The following is a 23,209-nucleotide window of genomic DNA, read 5'->3' as shown; positions in this document are numbered from 1 at the left end:
AGATGCTGTTGTTATTTTTCTGTATCTTCTTCATGGTATTTCCCCTTCCATTTGTCCTTGTCAGTTGGTATTAAAATCCGCCCTGTAATTTTAGAACAAAACAATGAGGGGTATGATATTCATCAGAGGGTTATAACTCATCACGCTTTATACCAGAACTCTTTTTCAGAACAGGTTTATTCCTTCTGACAGCCCCTGGTGTATGATGCATTTCATTTCTCATCGCTCGGGTAAATACCTGCTGACTGGTAAACCCGAGCATAAAGCACACCTCTATGACGGGTATATCCGTATTCTCCAGTAAAAAACAAGCACGTCTTAGTTTTTCAAGCTTTATATATTTCCCTAGACTTATTCCTGCCACCTCCTTGAACATCCGTTGAAAATGCCATTTAGAATAACCAGCTTTTGCGGAAACATCCTCAACCTTCAGCGGCTCCTCCAGATGCTCATCAATCCATTGCATAATTTCATACACCACAAGCCGGTTTATATTTTTCTTTCGTATTTTATTTATATCCATATCCCCCCCACAATGAGGCAGTCTGGAATAACAGAAAGACAGCAATCCTTCTCATACCATCCGGTGATTAAGATTCCACATGATCCATAACGACCCGGTAATCACGATAAAGATAATGACCGCGGTAAAGACAATAACCACAAGGTTCCATCGTGTTTCAGAAGCGGTATTTAGATGCAGGAAATAGATAAGATGCACCAACACCTGAACAACAGCACACACCAGAACGCCTCCCAGGATGGATCCCTCAGTGGTGCCCCTACCCATAACCAGCCAGAACGGAATTGCAGTCAGCATGACCGACAGGAGAAAACCGGTCATATAAGACTTCACACTGCCGTGCGCGGCCCCTTCCGTATTTACAGAGTGATTCATGACATGACCCCCATCAGGTAAACGATACTGAATACACAAATCCAGATAACATCCAGGAAGTGCCAGAACAGGCTCAGGCACATAAGACGGGTGCGATTGATCTCAGACAGGTCCCGTCGGGCAATCTGATACATCAGGACCAGCATCCAGATCAGTCCGCAGGTCACATGCAGACCGTGAGTCCCCACCAGGGTAAAAAGCGCCGACAGAAAGCCACTGTGCTGCGGACCAAAATCCTCAGCAATCAGGTGACTGAACTCCCAGATTTCCATTCCGATAAAGCCCAGACCGGACAGAAATGTCAGGGTCAGCCAGCCAAGAACTCCCCCTTCACTGTTTTTGTCCATGCTGATAACGGCAAAACCATAGGCAATCGAACTCAGCAGAAGCAGTGCGGTTTCCACCAGGACAAACGAGGGTTCGAAGATATCTTTACCCGACGGGCCACCTGCGATGTTGTTTACCATGACGCCATAAGTCGCGAACAGAGTGGCGAAGATAATGCAGTCGCTCATCAGGTAGATCCAGAAGCCAAAAATCTTACTGTTTCCTGGCTCCTGATGCCCGTGCACTGCACGGGCGCGATCAGATGAATGCAGGGCTTCACTTACCATATGTCACACCGGCTTTGCTTATTTCTGCAAAACGCTGATCCTCGATTTTTTGGATCTCGGGCACTGGCACATAATAATCCACATCTTCATCGAAACTTTTAATCACCCACGTCAGGATAATCCCGAGGAATGACAAGCCCGCAAGCCACCAGATATGCCAGATAGCCCCGAAGCCAAACCCGATACAAAGCAGACCAATAATCAGCCCCGCCCCACTGTTTTTCGGCATATGAATTTCTTCATAGCGGGCTGGCTGTTTGTACACGTCGCCTTTTTCCTTCATTTCCCAGAACGCATCACGTTCACGGACAACGGGCACCTCAGCAAAGTTATAGAACGGCGGCGGGGAAGAGGTAGACCATTCCAGTGTCCGTCCACCCCACGGGTCCCCGGTCAGGTCACGGTTTTCGTGACGATCGCGCACTGACACCCAGAACATAATGACCTGGCACAGGATCCCACAGGCGATCAGCGCTGCACCGCCAGCGGCCACAACCAGCAGGGAATGGAACTGGGGGTCAATATTCTGACTCAGACGGCGGGTCATCCCCATGAACCCCAGTACATACAGCGGCATAAAGGCCACATAAAAACCAATGATCCAGAACCAGAAAGCCCGCTTGTTCCATTTTTCATTCAGGGTGAAACCTGTCGCTTTCGGGAACCAGTAGGTCACCCCAGCCATACTGCCGAACACCACCCCGCCGATAATCACATTATGGAAGTGGGCAATCAGGAACAGACTGTTGTGCAGAACGAAGTCAGCTCCTGGAACAGCCAGCAGGACCCCGGTCATTCCCCCTATGGAGAAAGTGACGATAAAGCCTATTGTCCATAACATGGAAGAGTGCATCTGAATGCGCCCCTGATACATGGTGAACAACCAGTTGAAGATTTTCACACCCGTCGGGATGGCAATAATCATCGTCATGATCCCGAAGAAGGCATTCACGTTCGCACCGGCTCCCATGGTAAAAAAGTGATGCAGCCATACCAGAAAGGAGAGCACCGTGATGGCGACCGTTGCCCAGACCAGTGAGGTATAACCGAAAAGGCGTTTTTTAGAGAAAGTTGCCACCACTTCCGAGTAGATCCCGAAGACCGGCAACACCAGGATATACACTTCCGGATGGCCCCACGCCCAAATCAGGTTGACGTACATCATCATGTTGCCGCCCATATCATTGGTAAAGAAATGGAAGCCCAGATAGCGGTCAAGGGTCAGCAATGTCAGCGTGACGGTCAGCACAGGGAAAGAGGCGATAATCAGTACGTTGGTACACAACGACGCCCAGGCGAACACCGGCATCTTAAACATCGTCATACCCGGTGCACGCATTTTCAGTATGGTGACGAAGAAGTTAATCCCGGTCAGTGTGGTCCCGATCCCCGACAGTTGGAGTGTCCATATCCAGTAATCCACCCCGACACCGGGACTGTACGCTAACTCCGAAAGCGGCGGATATGCCAGCCAGCCGGTGGTCGCAAACTCCCCCACTCCCAGGCAAAGATTAACCAGCACCACGCCTACCACCGTTAACCAGAAACTCAGGTTGTTCAGGAAAGGGAAAGCCACATCACGCGCACCAATCTGCAGAGGCACAACAATATTCATCAGGCCGATAACGAAAGGCATCGCCACGAAAAAAATCATGATTACACCGTGACCCGTAAAAATTTGATCATAGTGCCAGGGCGGCAGATACCCTGCCCCTTCCACTCCAGATGAGGCCAGTACCTGCTGGCTGCGCATCATGATTGCATCGGAAAAGCCGCGCAGTAACATCACAAACGCGACGATGATATACATGATCCCGAGCTTTTTATGGTCAACGGAGGTCAGCCATTCGGACCATAAATATTTCCACTTACCGTAATATGTGATGGCAGCAACAATTGCCACACCAAGTATCAGAATAGCAACGATCGTCACCCTGACAATCGGGTCCTCAGGTATGGCATCCAGCGTCAGTTTTCCTGTAAGCATAATTAATTTCCCCGCGCTCTGTGTGAGAGGTGTTGTTCCGGCTCTGACCCAGTCATGCCCGTCTCCTTATCGTGATCGTGTGCTTTAAATTTTTTAGTCACGTATCTGAACAGCGTCGGATCGACGACAGAGAAGAATTCAACCGAGTGGTTTTCGTCAGGCTCAGCCAATTTTTCAAAATCAGCCGGACCAAGCAGCATATCCGGTGATTTCTTCACATCAGCGATCCACTGTTCAAACGCGGTATTATCCGGTACGGCAGTCGCTTTAAATTTCATGCCGGAAAAGCCCCTGCCGCTGTAACTGGACGAGATTCCGTTGAAGGTTCCCGTTTCACCGGCGATCAGATGCAGCCGGGTCTGCATGCCCGGCATCGCATAAATCTGGCTGCCGAGTGCCGGAATAAAAAAGCCGTTCATCACGGAATTGGATGTAATACGCAAATTCAAGGGGGTATTTATCGGGAATACAATCTGATTGACGGTGGCAATACCCTGTTGGGGATAAATAAACAACCATTTCCAGTCCAGGGAGATGACTTCGATATCGATGGGTTTCACCGCAGAGGTCAGTGGCCTGGATGGGTCCAGCGCATGGGTAGACTTCCATGTCAGCACGGCCAGAAACAGAATAATCAGGACGGGCACCGTCCAGACCACCGCCTCCACTTTATTGGAGTGGGACCAGTCAGGCGTATATTTCGCCGTGGTATTCGTGGCCCGGTATTTCCAGGTAAACACAACTGCCATCAGAACCACAGGAATAACGACCACTAACATCAGACAAAATGCCGTAATGATTAGCGCCCGTTGTTCAATAGCGATTTGCCCTTTGGGATCAAGTAAAACGGCATGACATCCGCTCAGTAATAACGTCCCTGTTATTACCGGCAGGCACTTCACAATGGTCTTATATTTATGATGTCGCATGGGACAACCTCATTTCACGGACTTGCAGACCGGCAATAAATAATGAAACCTTTTCACGGGGAGACGCTCTGCCCTTCTCATTCCCGCTACCGCCATTCCTGTTATTTAATGGCCCGACATCTTCTGAAGCGGCCCTTTCGGTTTTTTGATTAGCCAGATAATGCCTATGGACCCCAGCATCAGAACGGTAGCCGACTGATAGAAATCGTTCGTTGCCAGCATGATGGCCTGACTATCGATCATTCTCGAAAACAGGGCCGCTGACGTGTCTGCCGGAATACCGGTCGCGCCCAGCGTGTTGCTGACAATCCCTGGCACGTCAGGATTGATTGCCGTCACCAGCTCCGCCCGGTTAAATTTTGTCATATGTTCCCAGTAGGTCTGGGTCAGGGAAGAGCCTACCGCCATGCACATGACACGCAGGAAGTTCTGCAGCCCGGAACCGGCTGCCACTTTCTCCGGCGGCAGTTCGGACACGCCCAGCGAGGTGAGCGTGATAAGGCAGGCGGGAACTCCGGCCCCCAGAACGAACATGGGAACGGCAACTGACATAAAGTCAGCCTGCGACGTCAGCAGGGCACGCATCACAAAGGAGACCGCCAGCACCCCCATGCCATAGCTCACCAGCAGACGGGGATCGACCTTCGGCAGCAGACGACCAATTATGGGCGAGCTCAGGACGGCCAGGATCCCAATGGGGCCCGTCGCATACCCGGCCCAGGTTGCCGTGTACCCCATCCATTGCTGTAACCAGAGGGGGGTCAGCACAATATTCCCGAAGAAAATACCGAACATCAGACAGAGCGTGACGGTTGATACCACCCAGTTACGTGACTTAAACACGCTCAGATCCAGCACCGGTTGCTCAGCGGTGAGCTCCCAGATAATCAGCGAGATCAGGGCAATAGCGGCCACAATGGCGCAGACAATGATGATATCCGAGGAAAACCAGTCCAGTTCACGCCCTTTATCCAGCATGATCTGAAAGGCTGCCACAAAGATGACGAGCAGACCCAGCCCCACGCTGTCCAGCCGGGAACGGCTGATATGTGTTTCTTTCCCCTTCAGCACCCACCAGGTCCCAAACCCCACAATCAGACCAAAGCCGATATTGATGTAAAATACCCACTGCCAGCTCCAGTTATCCGAGATAAGCCCACCCAGTATCGGACCGAATATAGGCGCTACTACCGTCATCATTCCCCAGAGCGCCACGGCAATGTTGGCCTGTTTCTTCGGGAAGGCTGCAAGCAGTAACGTGGAAGAAAGCGGGATCAGCGGGCCACCGGCAAGCCCCTGTAGCACACGGAAAATGGCCAGGCTCGGTAGTGACCAGGAAAGACCGCAGCAGACAGAAAAAATCACAAATGCAACAACAGAAAAAAGGAATACGCGCACCTGACCGAACTGCATCGCCAACCAGCCGGTCAGCGGCACCGTGATGGCTTCAGCCACCGCATAGGCGGTGATGATCCAGATTCCTTCTGTTGTCGACACGCCCAGGTAACCGGATATTGTGGGCATCGCGACGTTAGCAATGGTGGTATCGAGTACCACCATAAAATTCCCGAGCGAGAGCACGATTGCCGCAACCACCAGTTTGAATCCGGACAGAGGTGGAAATGCTGAACCAGACATACCTTATTTCTCCGTGTGGTCATCTTTGGCATTCGATGTCAGGTCCACCGTAACTTCCATGGACAGCCCGATGCGCAGAGGATTTTTACGCAGTTCTTCCCGCTCCAGACGAACGCGCACCGGCAGTCGCTGCACGACCTTAATCCAGTTACCCGTGGCATTCTGCGCCGGTATCAGTGAAAGCGCGGAACCGGAGCCGCCGTCAAATCCCTGAACCACGCCGTGATAAACAACACCGCTGCCGTACAGGTCTGAAGTCAGCTCTACCTTCTGGCCCGGTCTGACGTCGCTGAGCTGACCTTCCTTGAAATTCGCATCAACATAAATATCCTCGATGGGCACAACCCGCATCAGCCGGTTTCCGGCCTGAACATGCTGCCCGATATCCACTGAGCGCTGTGTTACCACTCCATCCACCGGGGCCCGGATAACCATACGCGCCAGGTTTATACGGGCCTGATCGAGACGGGTTCTGGCCGCCACCACAATGGGGTTAGTTTCAACGGTACTGTTTAGAAACAGGGCCTCGTTCGCCTGCCGGTATCCTTTTGCTTCGACACTGCCAGCGCGAGCAGCTTTCAGACTGGCTTCCGCTTCTCCCAGCGCGGCCGTTGCCTCCCGTAATTCTGTCTGCGCATCCGTAAAATCCTGCTCAGATACGGCCCCGGCTTTCACCAGATTCCGGCGACGTCGCTCATCAAGGGTGGCCTTATCAAACCGGGCCCGTGCCCTCGCCACATCATGTTCGGCGCTCTGAATACCTGCTTCACGCGAATCAAGCTGTCCGCCCAGAGCGGTGTCATTGGCCATAATCTGCATCACCTTCCGCCGGGCGCTGCCAAGCTCAGCTTCAGCCTGTGACACCGCAATTCTGGCGTCCGTATCATCAAGCACGACCAGTACATCACCGGCATGCACAAGCTGCGTGTTGACCACATTTACTTTCTTCACCGGTCCGCCGACAAGCGGCGTGACGTCTGCGACTTCGGCAGCGGTATAGGCGTTATCCGTTGAGACGGATTTACCGGCAAAGAAAATCAGCCAGATGGCATAACCGATGGCGATAAGAATCAGGACGCCACCAAACAAAGCGAATAATTTACGGCGATGCTTTTTTTTATCACCGCTATCCGGTTTTGCATTCGTGTTATCCAGAGCCCTGTCCATATCCTGTGGGCCGTTTTTATCTTTATCTTCAGTCATTACGGTTTCACCTGCGCATCAAATGTTGAACTGGATTCAAATCCGCCCCCAAGGGCTTTGACGAGTGACACATCCAAGACATAACCCCGGGAATGCATGGCTGTATTCGCCAGCTCAGCCTGGAGTAACGCATCTTCAGAAATGAGAACTTCCTGATAATCGGCCAGCCCACCCTGATACCGGGCTTTTGCCAGCTGATAAGCTTCCTCGCTGTGGGACAAAGCAGATGCGGTTGCTTCTGACCTGCCCACCAGAGCAGCAAGGCTCCGTGTAACATCAGCTGTTTCACGTAATGCCTGTGTCAGCGCCTCGTTATACGACGCCACCGCATATTCATATTCCGCTCTCGCACCTTTATAGTTAGCGCCTAAACGCCCGCCTTCAAAAAGGGGTAAGCTGATGGCAGGCCCGACGCTCCCGATATCAGAGCCCGAGCTGAACAGGTTATTCAGCCCCAGTGACTGGTATCCGACGAAGGCCATCAGGTTCACGTTCGGGTAAAACTGCGCTCTGGCAACACCGATATTGCTGGCGGCGGCTTCAACCCGCCACCGTGCGGCCACCACTTCCGGATTGCGTCCGAGCAGGTTTGCGTTCAGCGCATCAGGTAATCCGACAGGGCGGCGCATCTGCAACCGGGGTCTGAGGATATCCAGCCCTCTGTCCGGCCCCCGGCCCAGTAAAGCCGCGATGCCGTTTTGGGTTAATTTGATTTGCTCATCGGCTTCAGCCAGCGCCGCTCTGGCGGCATCCAGCCGGGCACCGCTTTCTTCCACGGAGACTCTGGAATCGAGTCCCTGAGCATGGCGTAACTGCACCAGCCTGACGGTATCCGTCCGGTTACGCAGCTGTCGGGCCGCAATATCACGACTGTCATACTGGTACTGCAGACGGATATAAGCGTCCGCGAGCATCGTCGTCAGCATCAGTTTCGCGGCGGCGGCATCTGCCTCAGCGGCGCTGGCTTCGGATGTCGCGGCACGCAGCGCATCCTGGTTTTTACCCCAGAAATCCAGTTCCCAGCTAAAGTTGAGGCTGGCCCGCCCCATATCATTCCATCCGTGCGGCACGGCTGTTTTAGGGTAGATGTAGTTGTAGCTGAGCTTCTCTTTATCAATGGACGCGCTGGCGTCCATTGACGGGTATAACCGGGAACGGGCGACACCGGTTCTGGCCGTGGCTTCACGCACCCGGGCTTCTGCCTGTGCCAGAGAAGGTGAATGCGCGGTGGCTTCACTCATCAGCTGGTTAAGCTGCGTATCGCCGAAGGCCATCCACCATTTTTCCTGCGGCCAGTCAGCATGTGGAGCGGAAAAACTGCGTTGTGAAATCAGCGCCGCAGCCTGCTCCGGCTGAGGAGCAGTTCCCAGATCGGGGATCGCAGCACATGACCCCAAAGCAAGGCTGAGCACGGAGATAACACATCCTTTCAGATAATGCGGACGGTACCTTACTGACTTCGTCCCATGTGCAAATCTGTAACCTGACACACACCTCATTCTTGATCGCCCTGTTTATTCTAGTTTATGGCGAACAAAGTAAACCGATCGGTTCGGTACAGTCAAGGCCAAATTGCACTCAACTACGTCGCAAAAATACGCGAGTAGCACTCAGGCCTGAACGATATGATTTCGAGTTTCATCTTATGGTAAGATCAAGCTTTATTCCGGATAAGGAAGTGCAGATGTCGGTATCAACAAAGACCTCAATTGACACTAGAAGAAAAAATAAAATACTTTCTAATGATATAGTTAGTAACTTACCTGAAAAAGCACAACGCGTGCTTGAAGGAGCAAAAGCTATTTTTCTGGAAAGAGGCTATGCAGCAGCATCAACAGATATGATCCAACAGGCTGCTGGGGTCTCAAAATCAACCGTATATGCATATTATCCGAATAAAGAAGCATTATTTACAGCGGTGATTGAGATAGAATGCGAGCGTTTTCTTCAAAAAGTACATAAAATTAAAATTTCGGGAAAAGATATTTATGATAAATTATTTAAAATAGCCCGAACGTATCTGGATATTGTGCTTTCTGAAAATGGCCTCGCCCTCTACCGTGTTGTAGCTTCTGAAGCACCGCGTTTTCCTGAATTAGGTAGACGTTTCTATTTAGCAGGTCCAAAAAAGATAAATAACATTGTTGCAGAAATACTACAACAAGCTGAATCTAAAGGAGAAATTTCGTTAGGTGGTATTGGGCGAAATGCAGTTGCTTCCTTATTCGTGAATATGGTACGCGGTGAGCCTCAAATACAGTGCTTAATGCATCCAAAATCTTCCACTTCTGCTGCACAGCGTGATCAATGGGCAAAGGATGCGGTCAATGCCTTTTTATTAGCCTTTCGTAAAGGATACTTATAATCATCTGTTATAAAGAAATTAGAAGATGCTCAGGAGTTTATAATATTATCAATTTGTTCCATATTATTATATGGAACACTACCATCAAGTGGATTACATTTTCCGAATCGTTCTTCTCTATAACTCTAGGCGACTAAATTTAGTTAGCGCCCTAACTTGCCTCTTGACAGAAATCTTGTCTATTCTGATCAAATCGAACCGTACCGTTCGTTTTAGTCAGGAGACGTTAGCATGATCGGAGTAGTAAGGTTTTCAGAACTAATGGAGCACTGGGAGGCAATTTCTCTACCAGCACCAGGAAGCATCTATGAGACAAAGCAGCGCTCAAGCAAATGCCTCAAACATAACCCTTGCAATATAAAAGATTGGATTACTATTGAATTCTCTCAACAGGGATCCTACAAACGAAAATATGAACATTTTCGCCATAAAGATCTTGTACTACTACTCTTTATTATTTCTGCTCGACATTTTATTCATAGAGTTTTATCTTCATTAGTCTTAATATTATTCAGTTCATCCTTCATTATGCTCTTAGGAAATCGTCTCCTCATCCATAGTTACAAGAGAAAATTTCATAGCGAACTAAAAACTAGTTTAACAATTTTATTTTTAAACTCTTTACTTTATAAAATAGGATTCATGTGTACATTATCGATAATATTCAGAAATAATGAAACCGTGAATCGTAATTTAAGTTTTGCATAGAAAAATATGTAAAAGGAGTTTTTCATGTTGAAAAGCAGCGAGATCATAAACAGTTCGCTTCCGAAACCTGACTGGGTAACCATACAAGAAGCCGTTAGCATAATTAATACAGAGAGCAACGAAAGAATCAAAGAGAGTGATATTTACCGTTATGCATTATATAATAAAATTAATCTCGCCATATACTTTCAATCTCCAATTATTCTGCGAAAAATAAAATATGCATTTCAAAAAGTAAAAATGCATCCAGCTAGAGGGACATTGATTCATCGTTTATGTCTGCTAGAAAAAAATAGCTTTATTAATGGATGGGACTCAATTTTCAGTACTGAGGGCAGATACGTCCACTCCACACAAAATATTATTGATACATCACTTATTGGATTTGAATGTATTTTGATAAAGCAATTTCTCGCATGCTCATTGAATATACCATTACCAATTATTGGGAAAAACACGGTAAATTATGGCATCACTGTTACAATGTCCAATGAAGTTTTTCAGCTGTTTGAAAAAACAACCTGGAAGTGTAGAATTGATCATCAAATAAAAAACCTACCAACAGATCTGGCATTTGATATTATGGAGAGAATTTCTTCAGAGGGAACGATAAATCAAAAGACAAAGCAAGAATATTTCCCCCTCTATAATTTGCCTCAGGATTCCTGCTTTGTTATTCGTTACTCAGAGATTGAGAAACTAATTAGCACCCAGGTTACAGAGAAATCCCTCCCCTCTTCAACCAGAATATCCACGCCCTTGTCAAGGTTATTTTGGCTCGCTTGTAGGCACAATGATGTTATCAGCCCATTAATAAAACAACCCTATAAATTATTGACAATTTTTGAAGAATGGGCGGCAGCTGATGGCATCACTGACCGTCTAAGCGGTGATACTTTAAAAACAGCACTAGAGCGTGGTTCCCCTCCTTCCTCATCCTTATTAAATTGATATTGTGTTTATCTGTCAATAATATGATCCCGTATTTAGTTTATTAAACCCCGTAATACGGGGTTTACCACTACCACTTCTCCTTCCGTTATGCTTTTTTATTATCTCCAGACATACCAATGTTTGTTTTGCTACAGGAGACAATCATGACATCACATCAGTTATTACGCTTAAAAAAGGTTGAAGAAAAAACCGGCTTGAAACGTTCACAAATCTATCTGTATATGAAAGAGGGTACATTTCCTCGTTCAATAAAAATCGGCCCAGCCAGTGTGGCCTGGCTGGAATCAGAAATTGACGAATGGATCAATATTAAATTGTCCCGGCGCTAAAGGCGGTCAAGGGAAGGCGAATCAAAGCCACTGATTCGACTAAATGCCCTCCGACAGGCTACATACCAAGATATTTCTGCATCTATCTTGCCTGTTGGACAAAATATACGGAGTACATATTATGATCCCTTCACTAAATTACGCCGTGCTCACCAATGCCCTGCAGGCGCTTAATGAAGGCAATATTCGTCACTGTGAAGAACTCGGTTTCACATTTGACGAAATGAATGCCCTCAGCCAGCTCTCGCCAGATGCACTCTTTACGCTGAGCCGAGCAGCCGCGCCTTTTATCGCGGTCTCGCTACGCCACGATGTTCTGCACCAGTTGCTGGCCCATTCTGGTCAGGAAGAACAGCGCCGACAACTGATTGACCGGGCCATACGACTGGGTGGCTCCATCGCACTGCTGAACCACTATTTCGGTCTCACCTCCAATGAAGTCTGCCTTCGCCGTCGGTTGCTGGGTGTCAGCGTGCCGTATGGCCGAACCCCTGAGCCGGATGAAAAGACAGATGTGGCTATCTGGCTGCAATGGCAGCAGCGCAGGGTAGAAAACCTTGAATCGCCCGATGCACTGATCACCATGATGCAGGTGACGGAAATCCTGCAGCCAGAGGCCGAAGCGCTGTCACTCACCACGGTCTGGAAACGTATCGCACTGTGCGAACAGGGAGCCGCTACTGGCAGGAGGACTCTCCATGCCGGATGAGATCGACCGCGATCAGGAATTTAATGAACAGCGACTGGAAGAGATGATTGAGCAAAACCGTTTTAAGCCGGGTTCAACACCATCATTATTTCACTGTCGTATATGTGGTAAACCTATTCCTGAAAAACGACGGCAGACCCTGCCGGGCATAACCACCTGTACAAAATGTCAGGAACAACTTGAGCATCGCAGACGCTAATAATAGCGATAAAGACGTTCGGAGATATTATTTCTCTGCACGTCTTTCTGTTTCCATGAAAATAGAATGCCTTCTTTATTATCTGTTCTGCATCCTTCTCCTTCTTTCCGCATCTGATAATCCTCGCCAGTTTATCTCTCTTTTTTTTGTTTTGAATTTATCGTTTATATCCCGCACTGAATATCTGATTCTGAAAATGCCATAACAACATGGTTGCCCTGATGGACGTTCATTCGTCCAGGCTGGGGATTGTTCTTTAACAAATTGGATCGGGCTGTCACGTAACCACAATTCAGGGTGCCGCTGAATGTTCTCGCTGACCCGTTAAAACCGGAATGCAGGATCGGGATGTGACCAATGTTTCACGCGCTTTTTTATCAGAGGAAAAATCATGCGAAAACCCCTATATCACGTCTTTATCACTCAGGAAAGTCAGCCCGATGCACAGGGCGAGAAAAACACGTACTGGACCCGGGTTGGTGTGGCCTTCGCACATAACGGTAAGCCTGGCCTGAATATCGTGCTGATCCCCGGTATTGCGGTTTCCGGCAGGCTGGTACTGCTCGAACCGAGAGAAGAGAGTGACATTTCACAGAATGCCGCAGCCGTTTAACCCGCTTTTGTCCTTCTCCCCGGTAACGTGTTTTTGTGTGCGCTGCCGGACCCACGGTTACGAGGCCACTATGCTTTCCACCGCAGCCTTTCTGGCGCTGGCGACGCAGTGCGCCACCAGTGTTCACCCGTCCACGGCGCTTGATGTGGCACGGGTCGAATCCGGTTTTCACCCTTACGCCATTGCTGAAATCGTGCCGGGCGGTAAAGGTGTGATTTCACATTTTCCCACGAGCCTGCCGGAGGCGATCCACCTCACCAGACAGCTGGCTGCACAAGGCCGACGCTATTCGGTCGGGCTGATGCAAATCACCAGCACCAATTTCCGCCATTACGGCGTCACGGCCAGCGACCTGCTTAACCCTTGCATCAACCTGTCGGTATATGAGCGCATTTTCGCCGACTGCTACCGGCGCGGCAGAACGCTGAAACGGGCGCTCAGTTGTTACTACTCCGGCAACTTTGAAACCGGACAGCGACCGGAATCCACCTTTAACCAGACCAGCTACGTGCAACGCATTGGCTATGTCGTCCCGTCCACGCGGGAAGACCGGCAGCGTGACCCTGACCGGAACGCACAGCCGTCTGTCCGTTATCCCGCCGTTGTGCTGCGCGGCGAGCCTGCCGGTGCCACTGTGCCGGTCCTGACTTCCCTGCATTATCCCGGTGCCGTCATTCGCGGCGCTACCCCCGTTATCTCTGATGAGGAGAAATGATCATGCGTAAACGCCGTTACTCCGCTGTTGCTTCCGTGCTGCTGTCTGCCCCGGTGCTGGCGGCGGACAGTGGTTTTAACAAGGCCAATGAAACACTGAGCAATACCTCGACCGGCCTGCTGGGACTGGCCGCCGTCACCATCACACTGGCGACTATGTGGGTGGGCTACAAGGTGCTGTTCGACGGCAAGAGCCTGCATGACATGCGTAACATCATCATCGGCGCGATCCTGATTGTCGGCGCGTCCGGCTTCGGTGCCTACTGGGCGTCATAAGGGAGGCAACGATGGCTACGCTGAATAAAGCACTGACGCGGCCTGCCGCCATTATGGGTATTCCTCTGGTGCCGTTCGTTCTCGTCAGCGGGGCCATCGTCCTGCTGGCAGTCTATGCCAGCTATTACCTGGCGATTCTGCTCATTCCTGCCTGGGCGGAAATGAAAAATAAAACCCGAAAGGACATTCATTATTTCAGTCTGCTCTGGCTGGCGTTTAAAACCCGTGGACGGCTTTTCACCAATACCCATTTTGGCGCGAATGCCCTGCTGGCAAACCAGTACGATAACGTTGATGTCTCGGAGTTTATTCAGAAAATGAAATTAAGCGAGCGTATTACGCTGGATAAATATATTCCGTATTCCTCCCATATTCACCCCTACGTCATCAGAAACCGTCACCGTGATTTGGTTGCCACCTGGGAGCTGGGCGGCACAGTCTTTGAATGTGAAGACGAACATCACCTGACCCTGATGGCTACGCACCTGAATAACGTTATTCGTTCGTATGAGGGTCTGCCGGTAACATTCTATATTCACCGGCTACGCGAAAAATACCATGATGCTTTTGAAGCCTGTTCGGGTATTCCCTTTTCCGATGACGTGACCCGGCGGTATTACCAGCCGGTAAAAGAAAAACCGTTCTGGCGGCACCGGCTGTTTTTCACCGTCTGCTACGCGCCGTTCTCTCAGATTGAGAAGAAAACCATGAAAGCGCAGTCGCACGGTAAACGCCAGGCAGCACTGGATGACGCGCTCAAAATCATGCTGGAATACCGCGAAGCACTGGGATCTTCATTATCCCGCTATATGGCAACGCCGCTGGGGATATATGAAGAAAACGGGCAGGTGTATTCCTCACAACTGGCGTTCTTCCATCGTCTGCTTACCGGTCAGTGGCAGAAGGTGGCCGTAACGCGCTCACCATTTTATGAAACGCTCAGTACGCCAGACGTCTTTTTCACCACCGACACCGGTGAATGCCAGACGGTCAGCGGTTCCCGTTTCTTCCGCAACCTGGAGATTAAGGATTATTCCCCGGAAACCCATACCGGTATGCTGGATGCGCTGCTGTACGCCGAAAGCGAGTATGTTCTGACGCAGTCCTTTACCTGCATGGCACGGGATGAGGCGCAGAATCATATCCGTCTGGCGGAAAAACGGCTTAACTCCACGGACGACGACGCGACTTCCCAGCGCGAAGAGCTGATTGTCCTGCGCGACCTGCTCCAGTCCGGACATGTGTCGTGCGGTAAATTCCACTTTTCCCTGCTGATCTCCTCAGACAATGCTGGACAGGTGGTGAAGGACACTAATGTTCTGGCCCAGCCCTTCGCCGATCTTGGTATTATGACGACGCTCTCCACCCTGTCACTGCCCGCCGCGTATCTGGCGCAACTGCCGGGCGTGTATACGCTGCGACCCCGACTGGTGGCCGTCAGCAGCCAGAATTTTGCCGATATAGCCTGCCTGCATAACTTCCATCCCCACAAACGCAGCGGTAATCCGTGGGGGGAATCCATCGCCATCCTCACATCTCCCGGCGGTGGCGGGTATTACCTGAACCTGCACGACAGCCAGGCCGGGCGGGATGACACCGGTGAGAAAACGCCGGGGAATACGGCGATTATCGGGAAAACCGGATCCGGCAAAACCCTGCTGATGACCATTATGCAACAACTGATGCAGAAGTACCGTAACCCGGCGTCGTTTGCGCCTTCTGCCACCATCAAACGGCTGACCACGGTGTATTTCGATAAGGACCGGGCAGCGGAGATGGCGATCCGCCAGGCGGGCGGGCGTTATTTCCGCATCCATACCGGCGAGCCCACCGGCTTCAACCCGTTTGCGCTGGAGCCAACCCGCCGGAACATCAGTTTCATCAAACGGCTGGTACGCATGCTGTGCCGCCGCAACGGTAAGCCGCTCGATCCGCGCGATGAGGAGCGGATCAGTGCCGCCGTGGACACCATCATGCTGGACTATCCGCCGGAGTACCGCCGGTACGGGATCACCCGGCTGCTGGAAGTGCTGCCGGAGCCGCCGACCACAGATGCCCGCACCAACGGGCTGCGTATTCGCCTGAAACAGTGGGCGCAGGGGGGCGAGTTCGGCTGGGTGTTTGATAACGAGGCCGATACTTTCACCATCAACGATGTCGATAACTTTGGTATCGACGGCACCGAATTTCTGGATGATGACGATATTCGCGGCCCCGTGACCTTTTACCTGCTGTACCGTGTGACCAGTCTTCTGGATGGTCGCCGCCTGGTGATGTTTATGGATGAGTTCTGGCGCTGGCTGGCCGATGTCGAATTTTCCCGCTTCTCCCTCAATATGCTGAAAGTCATCCGAAAGCTGAACGGTATCTTCGTTCCGGCAACACAGTCACCGGATGAAATCGTCAGACACCCCATCGCCCCGGCGATTATTGAGCAGTGCGGTACCCAGATTTTCCTCGCCAATCCGAAAGCAAGCTATGCGGATTACGTGGAGAAAATGAAAGTGCCGGACAGCGTTTATGAGACGGTCAGAAACCTTGATCCGGGCGAGCATTATATGGTCATCCTGAAAACACCTTTGCAGGCCGGAGAAACTCGCCCGTTTGTGGCAATGGCGAAAATGGATCTTTCCGGACTGGGTAAACTCACCCGGCTTCTCAGCGGCAGTGAGGACAACCTGAAAATATTCGATGCCATTTATCAGGACGGTATGCGACCTGATGAATGGAAAGACACTTTCCTTGAGCGGGCAATCTGAAAGCCAACCGGAGGTAATATCAATGCGTACCCGGGATCATCTTCTGGCATTATTGTTATTTTTCTCGACGCAGGCATTCAGCGCCGGAATACCGGTTTTCGATGCCGTGCAGAATACCGAATCCATTAATCAGTGGATGCAGAAACTACAGCAATGGGAGGATACGGTTACCCATTATAAAAGTGAACTTGATGCGTATAAAAAGCAACTGGCTACCGCAACCGGTGTGCGGAATATTCAGGGTTTTCTCAGCGATGCCAGAAGCCTGAAAACCGATATTGATAATCTCCGTAAGAGCGGTATTTCACTGGATGAACTGCTGACCACGCAGAACAGTTCATATTCTGCTGAACTGCAAAACCTTTACAGTAAATACAAATCGTTCAGCGTATGCAGCCCGGAACAGGAAGGAATAAAATCTCAGGCTCTGGCCGACAGTTGCAAACAGATAATCCTCAATCAGGCAATGGCGATTGAGAATACCACCGACGTTGAAAACAGGATCAACAGCACACTCAGCGATATATCAGACTTATCCGATCGTATATCGAATGCACAGGACTCGAAAGAGTCTCAGGATCTGGCTAACACCATCGCGGCGAAAAGCGTACAGTTAAATGCGCTGACGAATCAGTGGGAGATGTCTGTCAGACAGGCTGAACAGCGAACGACATTGCTGGAACAGCAAAGACAGAAAGCCTTTGAACAGCAGCAGCTAACGGCACCTGTTGCTGACCTTAATAATTTATAAGGAGGTTATCCGTGCTCAGATCCTTTTTAACCTTATGCGCACTTACAGGCGTTATCGTGCTGTCCGGCTGTAAGGAAACCAAATCCGAAGCCTGGTATAAGCAGCATCCAGACGAAACATATGCGGTTTATACGCAATGCCTGAAGGATGGTGAGGCAAGCGATAACTGCGAGTTTGCTCAACGGGCTGCCATTATGTTCGCTCAAATTGGCAAGCCCGGAATAAAAGAAAAATTTGAGACACTCTTTCAGCAGGAAGCCGAAAAGAGAAAATCCGTCACCCGGTAATATCTCCTCCAGCAAAACAGGGAGTTCTCCCTGTTTTTTATTTCCTTTCTTTATATATCAGGTGAGGCACCATGTCCGGTGGTATTTTTGTTGGTATGGACAAAAACATCATGGATGGACTGAATGCCGTACTGGAAGGTCAGTCTTCCGCTTACGGTACGATGATCAGCGTCATCATTGTCAGCTCTTTCACCTTATTTATTCTCTATCGCGGCTATCAGACACTGGCTGGCAAACTCCGGACCCCGGTTGAAGATGTCGTCTGGGATGTGGGGCGAATGTTGCTGATCACCACCTTTGCGTTAAACCGGGATGGCTGGCTGGATATGGCAGTAGCGGCTATCCAGGGACTTAAAGACGGTGTCAGCGGCGATGATAACGTCTGGGCGCTGCTCGATACTGTCTGGGAAAAGGCACAGACACTGGGGCAGACGCTGTTCAGTATGGACACCTCGACTTACGTCAAACTGAATGGTGGCTTTGCCGAAGTGCTGGTATGGGGCGGCGCGATCATTCTGTTACTGGCGGCCACCTTTGTGAACCTGCTCGCTGAAATTACCATCCTGTTAATGACGACCACCGCGCCGCTCTTTATTTTCTGCCTGCTGTACGGTTTTCTTAAGCCGATGTTTGATAACTGGCTGAAAACGATTTTCGCGGCAATATTGACGATCATGTTTTCCGCCTTATCCATCCGTATCGCCATCAATTACCTGAATAAAATCCTTGACGCAGCGACCCGGACATCCAATATCAGCAACATGGTGACGCTGGCGGCGCAGTGCCTGCTGGCCGGGATTGCGGCGGGTGTGGTGGTCTGGTTCTCCGCGAAGCTCGCCAGCGCACTCAGCGGGGCCGCCGTACAGGCGGTGCTGCAGGGGGCAGCCATGAGTGGTCTGAGCGGACTGGCGAATAAATCCGCCGACCTCGCCGGGCCGGGGATAAAGGGCGGTGCCCGCCTGGCTGCGAAAGGCGGCATGGCCGTCGTCGCTGCGGCGACCGGCAGGCTCACCGGCGCAGGCGCGGGTAAAACCGTGAGCGCCTGGCAGAAACGCGCCGCCGCCATCGAAAGCATGAAACGCCTGAACCAGCAGCGTCATCGTTAATCCTCCCGACCCTTAATTTCCTTTCCCCGTCACGCCGTGGCCTACGCCACCGGTGTGGCATTCCTGCATCCCTGCAATAAGGGGCTTCCATGAAATTCAGCATCTTCCTTCTGATGCTGTGCGCGCTCACCGGCTGCGCACGGCATCAGGGCGACCTTCCGCCGGTATCCGGCGAACCCGAGCCGGTGAATTCCCCCGCCATCATTCAGGAGCTGACTCACCATGTCTGATATTCAGAACGTTATTAATGTCTCCCGCTCTTTTGAATCCATCCTGCTGGAAAAGGAAGAGCGTTCCCGAAAAACCGCCTGGCGGGTGGCCGCTGCCGGACTGATTCTGGCCGCAATGGCAGTTGCGGCCATTATTATTCTGCTGCCGCTGAAAACTACCGACACTGAATTATGGTCAGTGGATAAACAGACCGGGCGCTATGAATATATGACCCGCGTGAAGGAGCGGGATATTTCGTCTGAAAAGGCACTGGCGCATTCACTGGCAGCACACTATGTCAGACTCCGCGAGGGATATAATTATTTCTCCCTCCAGCGTGATTATGACGACGTGCAGTTATTTAACAGCGACAGCGTGAACCGGGACTATCTGGACGGGTTTAACGGCGACCAGGCACCGGACGTGATTTTTAATAAGGCGGAATATGTTGTTGATATCGCCATTATATCCAATGTGCATGCGCCTGCCACCGGGCCGGATAATCTGGCAACCCTGCGTATCAAGCGCACTATCCGCCGTATTGCTGATAATTCCGTGAAAACGGATGTATGGAATATCCGCCTCACATACCGCTACGTCCCGCACCGGCAACTGACCGACAGCCAGCGCGAAGTAAACCCGCTGGGCTTTATCGTCACCAGCTACCAGCGCGACAAAGAGCTGAGGGGGGAATGATGCTGAAACATACCCTGCTCTTCACGGGTTTACTGGCGTCATGCGTGGCATGGAGCGCGGCGACACCACGCGGCAGCGCGTATGACAGCCGGATGCAGAACGTCACGTACAACAGCCAGAACGCCACGGTCGTCAGTACCCGCCCCGGCTACGTCACCATGCTGGTGTTTGATGACAATGAAACCGTTATCGATGCGCAGGCGGGCTTTCCCAAAGGCTGGACCGTGACGAAAAGCGATAACCGGGTGGGTGTCAGCCCGAATCCCATCGCCCAGCCGGTCACGGATGCCAGCGGCAACACCGTCAGCCAGGTCTTTCTGCCGACGGCAAAAGACTGGAAAACCAACCTGTTCGTGGTGACATCAAAGCGCGATTACAGCCTGGAACTGAACGTGCTGGATAAAGACTCGCCCGCCCAGGCCTTTGTTATCCGCTACCGCTATCCCGACGAACTGCGGAAAAAGTCAGCCGCCGCCAGTGCCACCCGCCAGCAACAACAGCAGGAAGCGCTGGACCGGCAGCGGATAGCGGCGGCATTCTGGCAGGCCACCACGCCGCGCAACTGGCGCTATACAAAACGGGTGGCAGCCGGTTCCGCCGCCATCGCCCCGGACTTTACCTGGGATGATGGTCGTTTTGTATATATCGGTTTTTCCCCCACGAAAACCCTGCCTTCCGTTTTCCGGGTGGTGAACGGCCAGGAGCAGGCAGTCACGCCCGGAACGGTTAAACGGGGCAACTACACCATTATGGCGGTTCCGGCATCGCCGCAACTGGTTCTGCGCTACGGGAGCTCGGTGGTGGGGATCGAAAACGACGGATTCGGGCGCATCCCGCTGACCAACAGTGACACCGTTTCACCCTCCGTTATGCTGGAGGAAAAATGACCGACAAACATTTCCCGGATGAACCGGAAAAAACCACCGCAGAACGGGAAGCGGAAGCCCGTGAACGCGCCCGCGCGGCAATGGCATATCAGGAGCCGGAGCAGAAAACGCCGCCCGGCCAGCCGGAAGTGACCCGTTTCCGTAAGGCTTCCGGTCGCCGCACGCTGATCGTCAGCCTGCTGAGTCTGGTCCTGGTCATCGCGCTGGCATCCGGTGGCGATCGTTTTCTCAGCGCCCTGAAAAGGGGCGATGAGAAGGAAACTGACACAGCACCGCCGCCCTCCATCGGCGCGGTGCGGCAGGAGCGTAAAAATCTGGGTATGGACAGTAACCCGTTTGGCCTGTTCGGGCAGCGCAAACAGCAAAGCGCAGACCCGGCCAGTCAGACCGTCACTACTGGACCAGCCCTGCCAGCGGAACCGCCCGCCCTGAACAAGGCGGCAGCGCTGGCAGGCGGGCAGAACAGCGGCAGTACAACGGCTGGCGGCAATGCCCACACGTCCCGTAGCGAACCGCGCAACAGCGCGGGAACGTCGGACAGCCCGCCAGCCTCCACGGCGTACACATCCTGTCAGTCGGTACTGATCAGAGGGGCGGATGGCCGCCTGCGCTGCCCGGATCCCGCCGCACCGGAAACCGCGTCGGATAAGCCTGACAGCGACTATCCGGGCGTCGCCCGTGTCACCGGTGTCAGACGGCTGGGCCTTGATCCCGATCTCTATATCCCGGTAGACCGCTATATTCCGTGTTCGATGATGCGGCGCTTCGTGTCCGATGTCGGTGGCCATATATCCTGCCTGATTGGGGAGGATGTCTGGAGCGCCAGTAATCATGTGAAGCTGATCCCGACCGGAACAGTCGCCCGTGGCGTCTACCGTACCGGGGCACTGCAACACGGGCGCAGCCGGATGTTTGTGCTGTGGACGGAGCTGCGCACGCCGGAGCCCGGCAGCCTGCAAATCCCGCTCACCGATACGCAGACCACCGGCCCGCTCGGTGAGGCGGGGATCGCAGGCTGGATCGACAGCCATTTCTGGGAGCGTTTCGGCAACGCCCTGATGCTGAGTACCGTGCAGGACGTGGCGGCAGCGGCATCAGATGCCGCGCCGGGTAAAGACCGCAATACCGACTATACCGAAAACACCCGCGCCGCCACGGCGGAAATGGCGAAAACGACGCTGGAAAACAGCATCAGTATCCCGCCCACGATGTACCTGAACCAGGGCGATGTGATCGGCATCATGACCGGCACGGATATTGATTTTTCCTCTGTTTATAAACTAAGGCTGAAAAAGAAATGGTATGAGCGCTGAAAACCTGTCACTGGATTTTATGAAAAGCCGGCTGTTTGGTGATTTTCTTGCTCAGGATGGCCTGACAGAAATTGCTGTTAACCGACCGGGTGAGCTGCATACAAAAATTCGGGGAAAATGGCAAAAACAGGCCTCCCCCATCACGTTGCGTCAGTGTCATGCCTTTGCCAGAGCGCTGGCGTCCTGGCATGACGATAATATTGACGATACATCACCCATCCTTTCTGCAACATTAGGGTCCGGCGAACGTATTCAGGCGATTATTCCCCCGGCCTGTGAACGTAATACGGTGTCCATTACGCTGCGCAAACCCTCGTTTGAGCAGAAAGCACATCAGTCATGGATTGATGCTGGATTTTATCAGCGCGTGGCCGGTCAGGAAAAAACGGAAAGCCAGGATAATGCACTGGTCCGGTTATATCACAGCGGGGATATTCCCCGCTTTATGGAAAAGGCGGTGGAATACGGCAAAACGATTTTTATTGTGGGTGAAACCGGCACAGGTAAAACCACCTATATGAAAACGCTACTGCATTATATTCCGCTGCATCTCCGGCTGGTAACGATTGAGGATAATCCCGAAATCCGTTTTTATCACCACGGCAATTATGTTCATCTTTTTTACCCGGCGGATGCCGGGGATAACGCCATTGTCACGCCAGGCAGGCTGATCCGTGCTAATTATCGTATGAACCCTGACCGGATATTACTGGCGGAAATTCGTGGACGGGAAGCGTGGGACGCGCTGAAAATTATCGGCTCCGGGCATGAGGGGTTAATCACCTCCCTGCATGCGGGCAGCCCGGAAGAATGTATTGAAGGGATTATTGACCGCTGCTATGAAAACCCCGACTGCCGGAACATTCCTTTCGATGTGCTGTTACGCAAGGTACTTAAAAGCATTGATGTCATCATCAGTATTGATATACACGGCGATGTGCGCCGGATGTGTGATATTTACTTTAAGCCAGTTCATTTAAATAGCATGAAAGAGACATTCAGAAAATAACTCCGGCAAATAACGTTATCCAGAATACGTAATCTTTCATTAATCATAACGGTGA

Annotated in this window: 25 protein-coding genes; 17 read left to right on the top strand and 8 right to left on the bottom strand. The window is 51.6% G+C overall.

All coding sequences use genetic code 11. The features are described 5' to 3' along the window. Nucleotides 1-130 precede the first annotated feature (130 nt). From OGX89_RS11860 to OGX89_RS11825, 8 genes are all read right to left on the bottom strand, one after another. On the bottom strand, nucleotides 131-523 hold the full coding sequence (locus OGX89_RS11860; RefSeq protein ID WP_058654372.1) for a helix-turn-helix domain-containing protein: 393 nt from the start codon (nucleotides 521-523) through the stop codon (nucleotides 131-133). A 51-nt stretch (nucleotides 524-574) separates the two neighbouring features. Further along, entirely contained in the window at nucleotides 575-898 is a 324-nt protein-coding gene (locus OGX89_RS11855; protein ID WP_058654373.1) for a cytochrome o ubiquinol oxidase subunit IV, read from the bottom strand. Continuing rightward, the gene (cyoC, locus tag OGX89_RS11850) at nucleotides 895-1,512 is read right to left on the bottom strand and encodes a cytochrome o ubiquinol oxidase subunit III (RefSeq protein WP_058654374.1); all 618 of its coding nucleotides are present in this window, start codon (nucleotides 1,510-1,512) and stop codon (nucleotides 895-897) included. Before cyoC ends, OGX89_RS11855 begins: the two co-directional genes overlap by 4 nt. Beyond that, nucleotides 1,502-3,499, bottom strand: a complete 1,998-nt coding sequence (gene cyoB, locus OGX89_RS11845; protein WP_100280143.1) for a cytochrome o ubiquinol oxidase subunit I — start codon at nucleotides 3,497-3,499, stop codon at nucleotides 1,502-1,504. Before cyoB ends, cyoC begins: the two co-directional genes overlap by 11 nt. A 2-nt stretch (nucleotides 3,500-3,501) precedes the next feature. Further along, nucleotides 3,502-4,428, bottom strand: coding sequence for a ubiquinol oxidase subunit II (cyoA, locus tag OGX89_RS11840; protein ID WP_095282498.1), 927 nt, complete (start codon nucleotides 4,426-4,428; stop codon nucleotides 3,502-3,504). Nucleotides 4,429-4,533: 105 nt separating this feature from the next. Further along, nucleotides 4,534-6,066 carry a DHA2 family efflux MFS transporter permease subunit gene (locus tag OGX89_RS11835; RefSeq protein ID WP_181633567.1) on the bottom strand — a complete coding sequence of 511 codons (1,533 nt, stop codon included), beginning with the start codon at nucleotides 6,064-6,066 and terminating at the stop codon, nucleotides 4,534-4,536. A 3-nt stretch (nucleotides 6,067-6,069) separates the two neighbouring features. Continuing rightward, nucleotides 6,070-7,269 carry an HlyD family secretion protein gene (locus tag OGX89_RS11830; protein WP_181633566.1) on the bottom strand — a complete coding sequence of 400 codons (1,200 nt, stop codon included), beginning with the start codon at nucleotides 7,267-7,269 and terminating at the stop codon, nucleotides 6,070-6,072. Next, entirely contained in the window at nucleotides 7,269-8,681 is a 1,413-nt protein-coding gene (locus OGX89_RS11825) for an efflux transporter outer membrane subunit (protein WP_058654378.1), read from the bottom strand. The genes OGX89_RS11830 and OGX89_RS11825 overlap by 1 nt, the downstream gene beginning before the upstream one ends. A 272-nt stretch (nucleotides 8,682-8,953) precedes the next feature. On the opposite strand from OGX89_RS11825, the gene OGX89_RS11820 reads away from it, so the two are divergent. From OGX89_RS11820 to virB11, 17 genes are all read left to right on the top strand, one after another. After that, on the top strand, nucleotides 8,954-9,634 hold the full coding sequence (locus OGX89_RS11820; protein ID WP_181633565.1) for a TetR/AcrR family transcriptional regulator: 681 nt from the start codon (nucleotides 8,954-8,956) through the stop codon (nucleotides 9,632-9,634). A 732-nt stretch (nucleotides 9,635-10,366) separates the two neighbouring features. Next, nucleotides 10,367-11,293 carry a hypothetical protein gene (locus tag OGX89_RS11815; protein WP_286560531.1) on the top strand — a complete coding sequence of 309 codons (927 nt, stop codon included), beginning with the start codon at nucleotides 10,367-10,369 and terminating at the stop codon, nucleotides 11,291-11,293. Nucleotides 11,294-11,439: 146 nt separating this feature from the next. Next, on the top strand, nucleotides 11,440-11,625 hold the full coding sequence (locus tag OGX89_RS11810; protein WP_003036401.1) for an AlpA family transcriptional regulator: 186 nt from the start codon (nucleotides 11,440-11,442) through the stop codon (nucleotides 11,623-11,625). A gap of 121 nt (nucleotides 11,626-11,746) precedes the next feature. Then, entirely contained in the window at nucleotides 11,747-12,334 is a 588-nt protein-coding gene (locus OGX89_RS11805) for a DUF2857 domain-containing protein (protein WP_072205886.1), read from the top strand. Further along, a complete protein-coding gene (locus OGX89_RS11800) occupies nucleotides 12,324-12,533 on the top strand; it encodes a TraR/DksA family transcriptional regulator (protein ID WP_045418705.1) in 210 nt (69 codons plus the stop codon). The genes OGX89_RS11805 and OGX89_RS11800 overlap by 11 nt, the downstream gene beginning before the upstream one ends. Before the next feature lie 391 nt (nucleotides 12,534-12,924). Then, nucleotides 12,925-13,146 carry a hypothetical protein gene (locus tag OGX89_RS11795; protein WP_058654379.1) on the top strand — a complete coding sequence of 74 codons (222 nt, stop codon included), beginning with the start codon at nucleotides 12,925-12,927 and terminating at the stop codon, nucleotides 13,144-13,146. 70 nt (nucleotides 13,147-13,216) lie between these two features. Next, the gene (locus tag OGX89_RS11790) at nucleotides 13,217-13,861 is read left to right on the top strand and encodes a lytic transglycosylase domain-containing protein (RefSeq protein WP_058654380.1); all 645 of its coding nucleotides are present in this window, start codon (nucleotides 13,217-13,219) and stop codon (nucleotides 13,859-13,861) included. After that, complete coding sequence (locus OGX89_RS11785; protein WP_045418700.1) at nucleotides 13,858-14,136, top strand: TrbC/VirB2 family protein; 279 nt, start codon at nucleotides 13,858-13,860, stop codon at nucleotides 14,134-14,136. Before OGX89_RS11790 ends, OGX89_RS11785 begins: the two co-directional genes overlap by 4 nt. 11 nt (nucleotides 14,137-14,147) lie before the next feature. Next, nucleotides 14,148-16,895 (top strand): VirB4 family type IV secretion/conjugal transfer ATPase, encoded by a 2,748-nt coding sequence (locus OGX89_RS11780; protein ID WP_100280145.1) that lies wholly within the window; start codon nucleotides 14,148-14,150, stop codon nucleotides 16,893-16,895. A gap of 22 nt (nucleotides 16,896-16,917) precedes the next feature. Next, nucleotides 16,918-17,646 carry a TrbJ/VirB5 family protein gene (locus tag OGX89_RS11775; protein WP_100280146.1) on the top strand — a complete coding sequence of 243 codons (729 nt, stop codon included), beginning with the start codon at nucleotides 16,918-16,920 and terminating at the stop codon, nucleotides 17,644-17,646. An 11-nt stretch (nucleotides 17,647-17,657) separates the two neighbouring features. Next, nucleotides 17,658-17,933 (top strand): EexN family lipoprotein, encoded by a 276-nt coding sequence (locus OGX89_RS11770; protein ID WP_045418696.1) that lies wholly within the window; start codon nucleotides 17,658-17,660, stop codon nucleotides 17,931-17,933. A gap of 71 nt (nucleotides 17,934-18,004) precedes the next feature. Then, the gene (locus OGX89_RS11765; RefSeq protein WP_045418694.1) at nucleotides 18,005-19,039 is read left to right on the top strand and encodes a TrbL/VirB6 family protein; all 1,035 of its coding nucleotides are present in this window, start codon (nucleotides 18,005-18,007) and stop codon (nucleotides 19,037-19,039) included. Nucleotides 19,040-19,128: 89 nt separating this feature from the next. Continuing rightward, nucleotides 19,129-19,269, top strand: a complete 141-nt coding sequence (locus tag OGX89_RS11760) for a hypothetical protein (protein WP_032936799.1) — start codon at nucleotides 19,129-19,131, stop codon at nucleotides 19,267-19,269. After that, on the top strand, nucleotides 19,262-19,945 hold the full coding sequence (locus tag OGX89_RS11755; RefSeq protein ID WP_045418688.1) for a VirB8 family type IV secretion system protein: 684 nt from the start codon (nucleotides 19,262-19,264) through the stop codon (nucleotides 19,943-19,945). Before OGX89_RS11760 ends, OGX89_RS11755 begins: the two co-directional genes overlap by 8 nt. Continuing rightward, nucleotides 19,942-20,832 carry a P-type conjugative transfer protein VirB9 gene (gene virB9, locus OGX89_RS11750; protein WP_395032128.1) on the top strand — a complete coding sequence of 297 codons (891 nt, stop codon included), beginning with the start codon at nucleotides 19,942-19,944 and terminating at the stop codon, nucleotides 20,830-20,832. The genes OGX89_RS11755 and virB9 overlap by 4 nt, the downstream gene beginning before the upstream one ends. Continuing rightward, nucleotides 20,829-22,145 (top strand): VirB10/TraB/TrbI family type IV secretion system protein, encoded by a 1,317-nt coding sequence (gene virB10 / locus OGX89_RS11745; protein ID WP_100280147.1) that lies wholly within the window; start codon nucleotides 20,829-20,831, stop codon nucleotides 22,143-22,145. The genes virB9 and virB10 overlap by 4 nt, the downstream gene beginning before the upstream one ends. Further along, the gene (gene virB11 / locus OGX89_RS11740; RefSeq protein WP_045418681.1) at nucleotides 22,135-23,154 is read left to right on the top strand and encodes a P-type DNA transfer ATPase VirB11; all 1,020 of its coding nucleotides are present in this window, start codon (nucleotides 22,135-22,137) and stop codon (nucleotides 23,152-23,154) included. Before virB10 ends, virB11 begins: the two co-directional genes overlap by 11 nt. Nucleotides 23,155-23,209 lie beyond the last annotated feature (55 nt).

It is taken from the genome of Citrobacter sp. Cpo103 (assembly GCF_030332605.1).
GTDB lineage: Bacteria > Pseudomonadota > Gammaproteobacteria > Enterobacterales > Enterobacteriaceae > Citrobacter > Citrobacter portucalensis.
The sequence above is the reverse complement of the archived record's forward strand: the minus strand, read 5'-3'. Positions and strand labels throughout refer to the sequence as shown.

Bases quoted from the DNA above. Each gene is read 5' to 3' on its own strand.
- OGX89_RS11815 (WP_286560531.1), top strand. From the start codon at position 10,367: ATGTTGAAAAGCAGCGAGATCATAAACAGTTCGCTTCCGAAACCTGAC.
- OGX89_RS11780 (WP_100280145.1), top strand. From the start codon at position 14,148: ATGGCTACGCTGAATAAAGCACTGACGCGGCCTGCCGCCATTATGGGT.
- OGX89_RS11835 (WP_181633567.1), bottom strand. From the start codon at position 6,066: ATGTCTGGTTCAGCATTTCCACCTCTGTCCGGATTCAAACTGGTGGTT.
- cyoB (WP_100280143.1), bottom strand. From the start codon at position 3,499: ATGCTTACAGGAAAACTGACGCTGGATGCCATACCTGAGGACCCGATT.
- OGX89_RS11785 (WP_045418700.1), top strand. From the start codon at position 13,858: ATGATCATGCGTAAACGCCGTTACTCCGCTGTTGCTTCCGTGCTGCTG.
- OGX89_RS11760 (WP_032936799.1), top strand. From the start codon at position 19,129: ATGAAATTCAGCATCTTCCTTCTGATGCTGTGCGCGCTCACCGGCTGC.
- virB11 (WP_045418681.1), top strand. From the start codon at position 22,135: ATGAGCGCTGAAAACCTGTCACTGGATTTTATGAAAAGCCGGCTGTTT.
- OGX89_RS11765 (WP_045418694.1), top strand. From the start codon at position 18,005: ATGTCCGGTGGTATTTTTGTTGGTATGGACAAAAACATCATGGATGGA.
- OGX89_RS11800 (WP_045418705.1), top strand. From the start codon at position 12,324: ATGCCGGATGAGATCGACCGCGATCAGGAATTTAATGAACAGCGACTG.
- OGX89_RS11830 (WP_181633566.1), bottom strand. From the start codon at position 7,269: ATGACTGAAGATAAAGATAAAAACGGCCCACAGGATATGGACAGGGCT.
- virB9 (WP_395032128.1), top strand. From the start codon at position 19,942: ATGATGCTGAAACATACCCTGCTCTTCACGGGTTTACTGGCGTCATGC.
- OGX89_RS11795 (WP_058654379.1), top strand. From the start codon at position 12,925: ATGCGAAAACCCCTATATCACGTCTTTATCACTCAGGAAAGTCAGCCC.
- cyoC (WP_058654374.1), bottom strand. From the start codon at position 1,512: ATGGTAAGTGAAGCCCTGCATTCATCTGATCGCGCCCGTGCAGTGCAC.
- OGX89_RS11790 (WP_058654380.1), top strand. From the start codon at position 13,217: ATGCTTTCCACCGCAGCCTTTCTGGCGCTGGCGACGCAGTGCGCCACC.
- OGX89_RS11755 (WP_045418688.1), top strand. From the start codon at position 19,262: ATGTCTGATATTCAGAACGTTATTAATGTCTCCCGCTCTTTTGAATCC.
- cyoA (WP_095282498.1), bottom strand. From the start codon at position 4,428: ATGCGACATCATAAATATAAGACCATTGTGAAGTGCCTGCCGGTAATA.
- virB10 (WP_100280147.1), top strand. From the start codon at position 20,829: ATGACCGACAAACATTTCCCGGATGAACCGGAAAAAACCACCGCAGAA.
- OGX89_RS11860 (WP_058654372.1), bottom strand. From the start codon at position 523: ATGGATATAAATAAAATACGAAAGAAAAATATAAACCGGCTTGTGGTG.
- OGX89_RS11805 (WP_072205886.1), top strand. From the start codon at position 11,747: ATGATCCCTTCACTAAATTACGCCGTGCTCACCAATGCCCTGCAGGCG.
- OGX89_RS11775 (WP_100280146.1), top strand. From the start codon at position 16,918: ATGCGTACCCGGGATCATCTTCTGGCATTATTGTTATTTTTCTCGACG.
- OGX89_RS11855 (WP_058654373.1), bottom strand. From the start codon at position 898: ATGAATCACTCTGTAAATACGGAAGGGGCCGCGCACGGCAGTGTGAAG.
- OGX89_RS11820 (WP_181633565.1), top strand. From the start codon at position 8,954: ATGTCGGTATCAACAAAGACCTCAATTGACACTAGAAGAAAAAATAAA.
- OGX89_RS11810 (WP_003036401.1), top strand. From the start codon at position 11,440: ATGACATCACATCAGTTATTACGCTTAAAAAAGGTTGAAGAAAAAACC.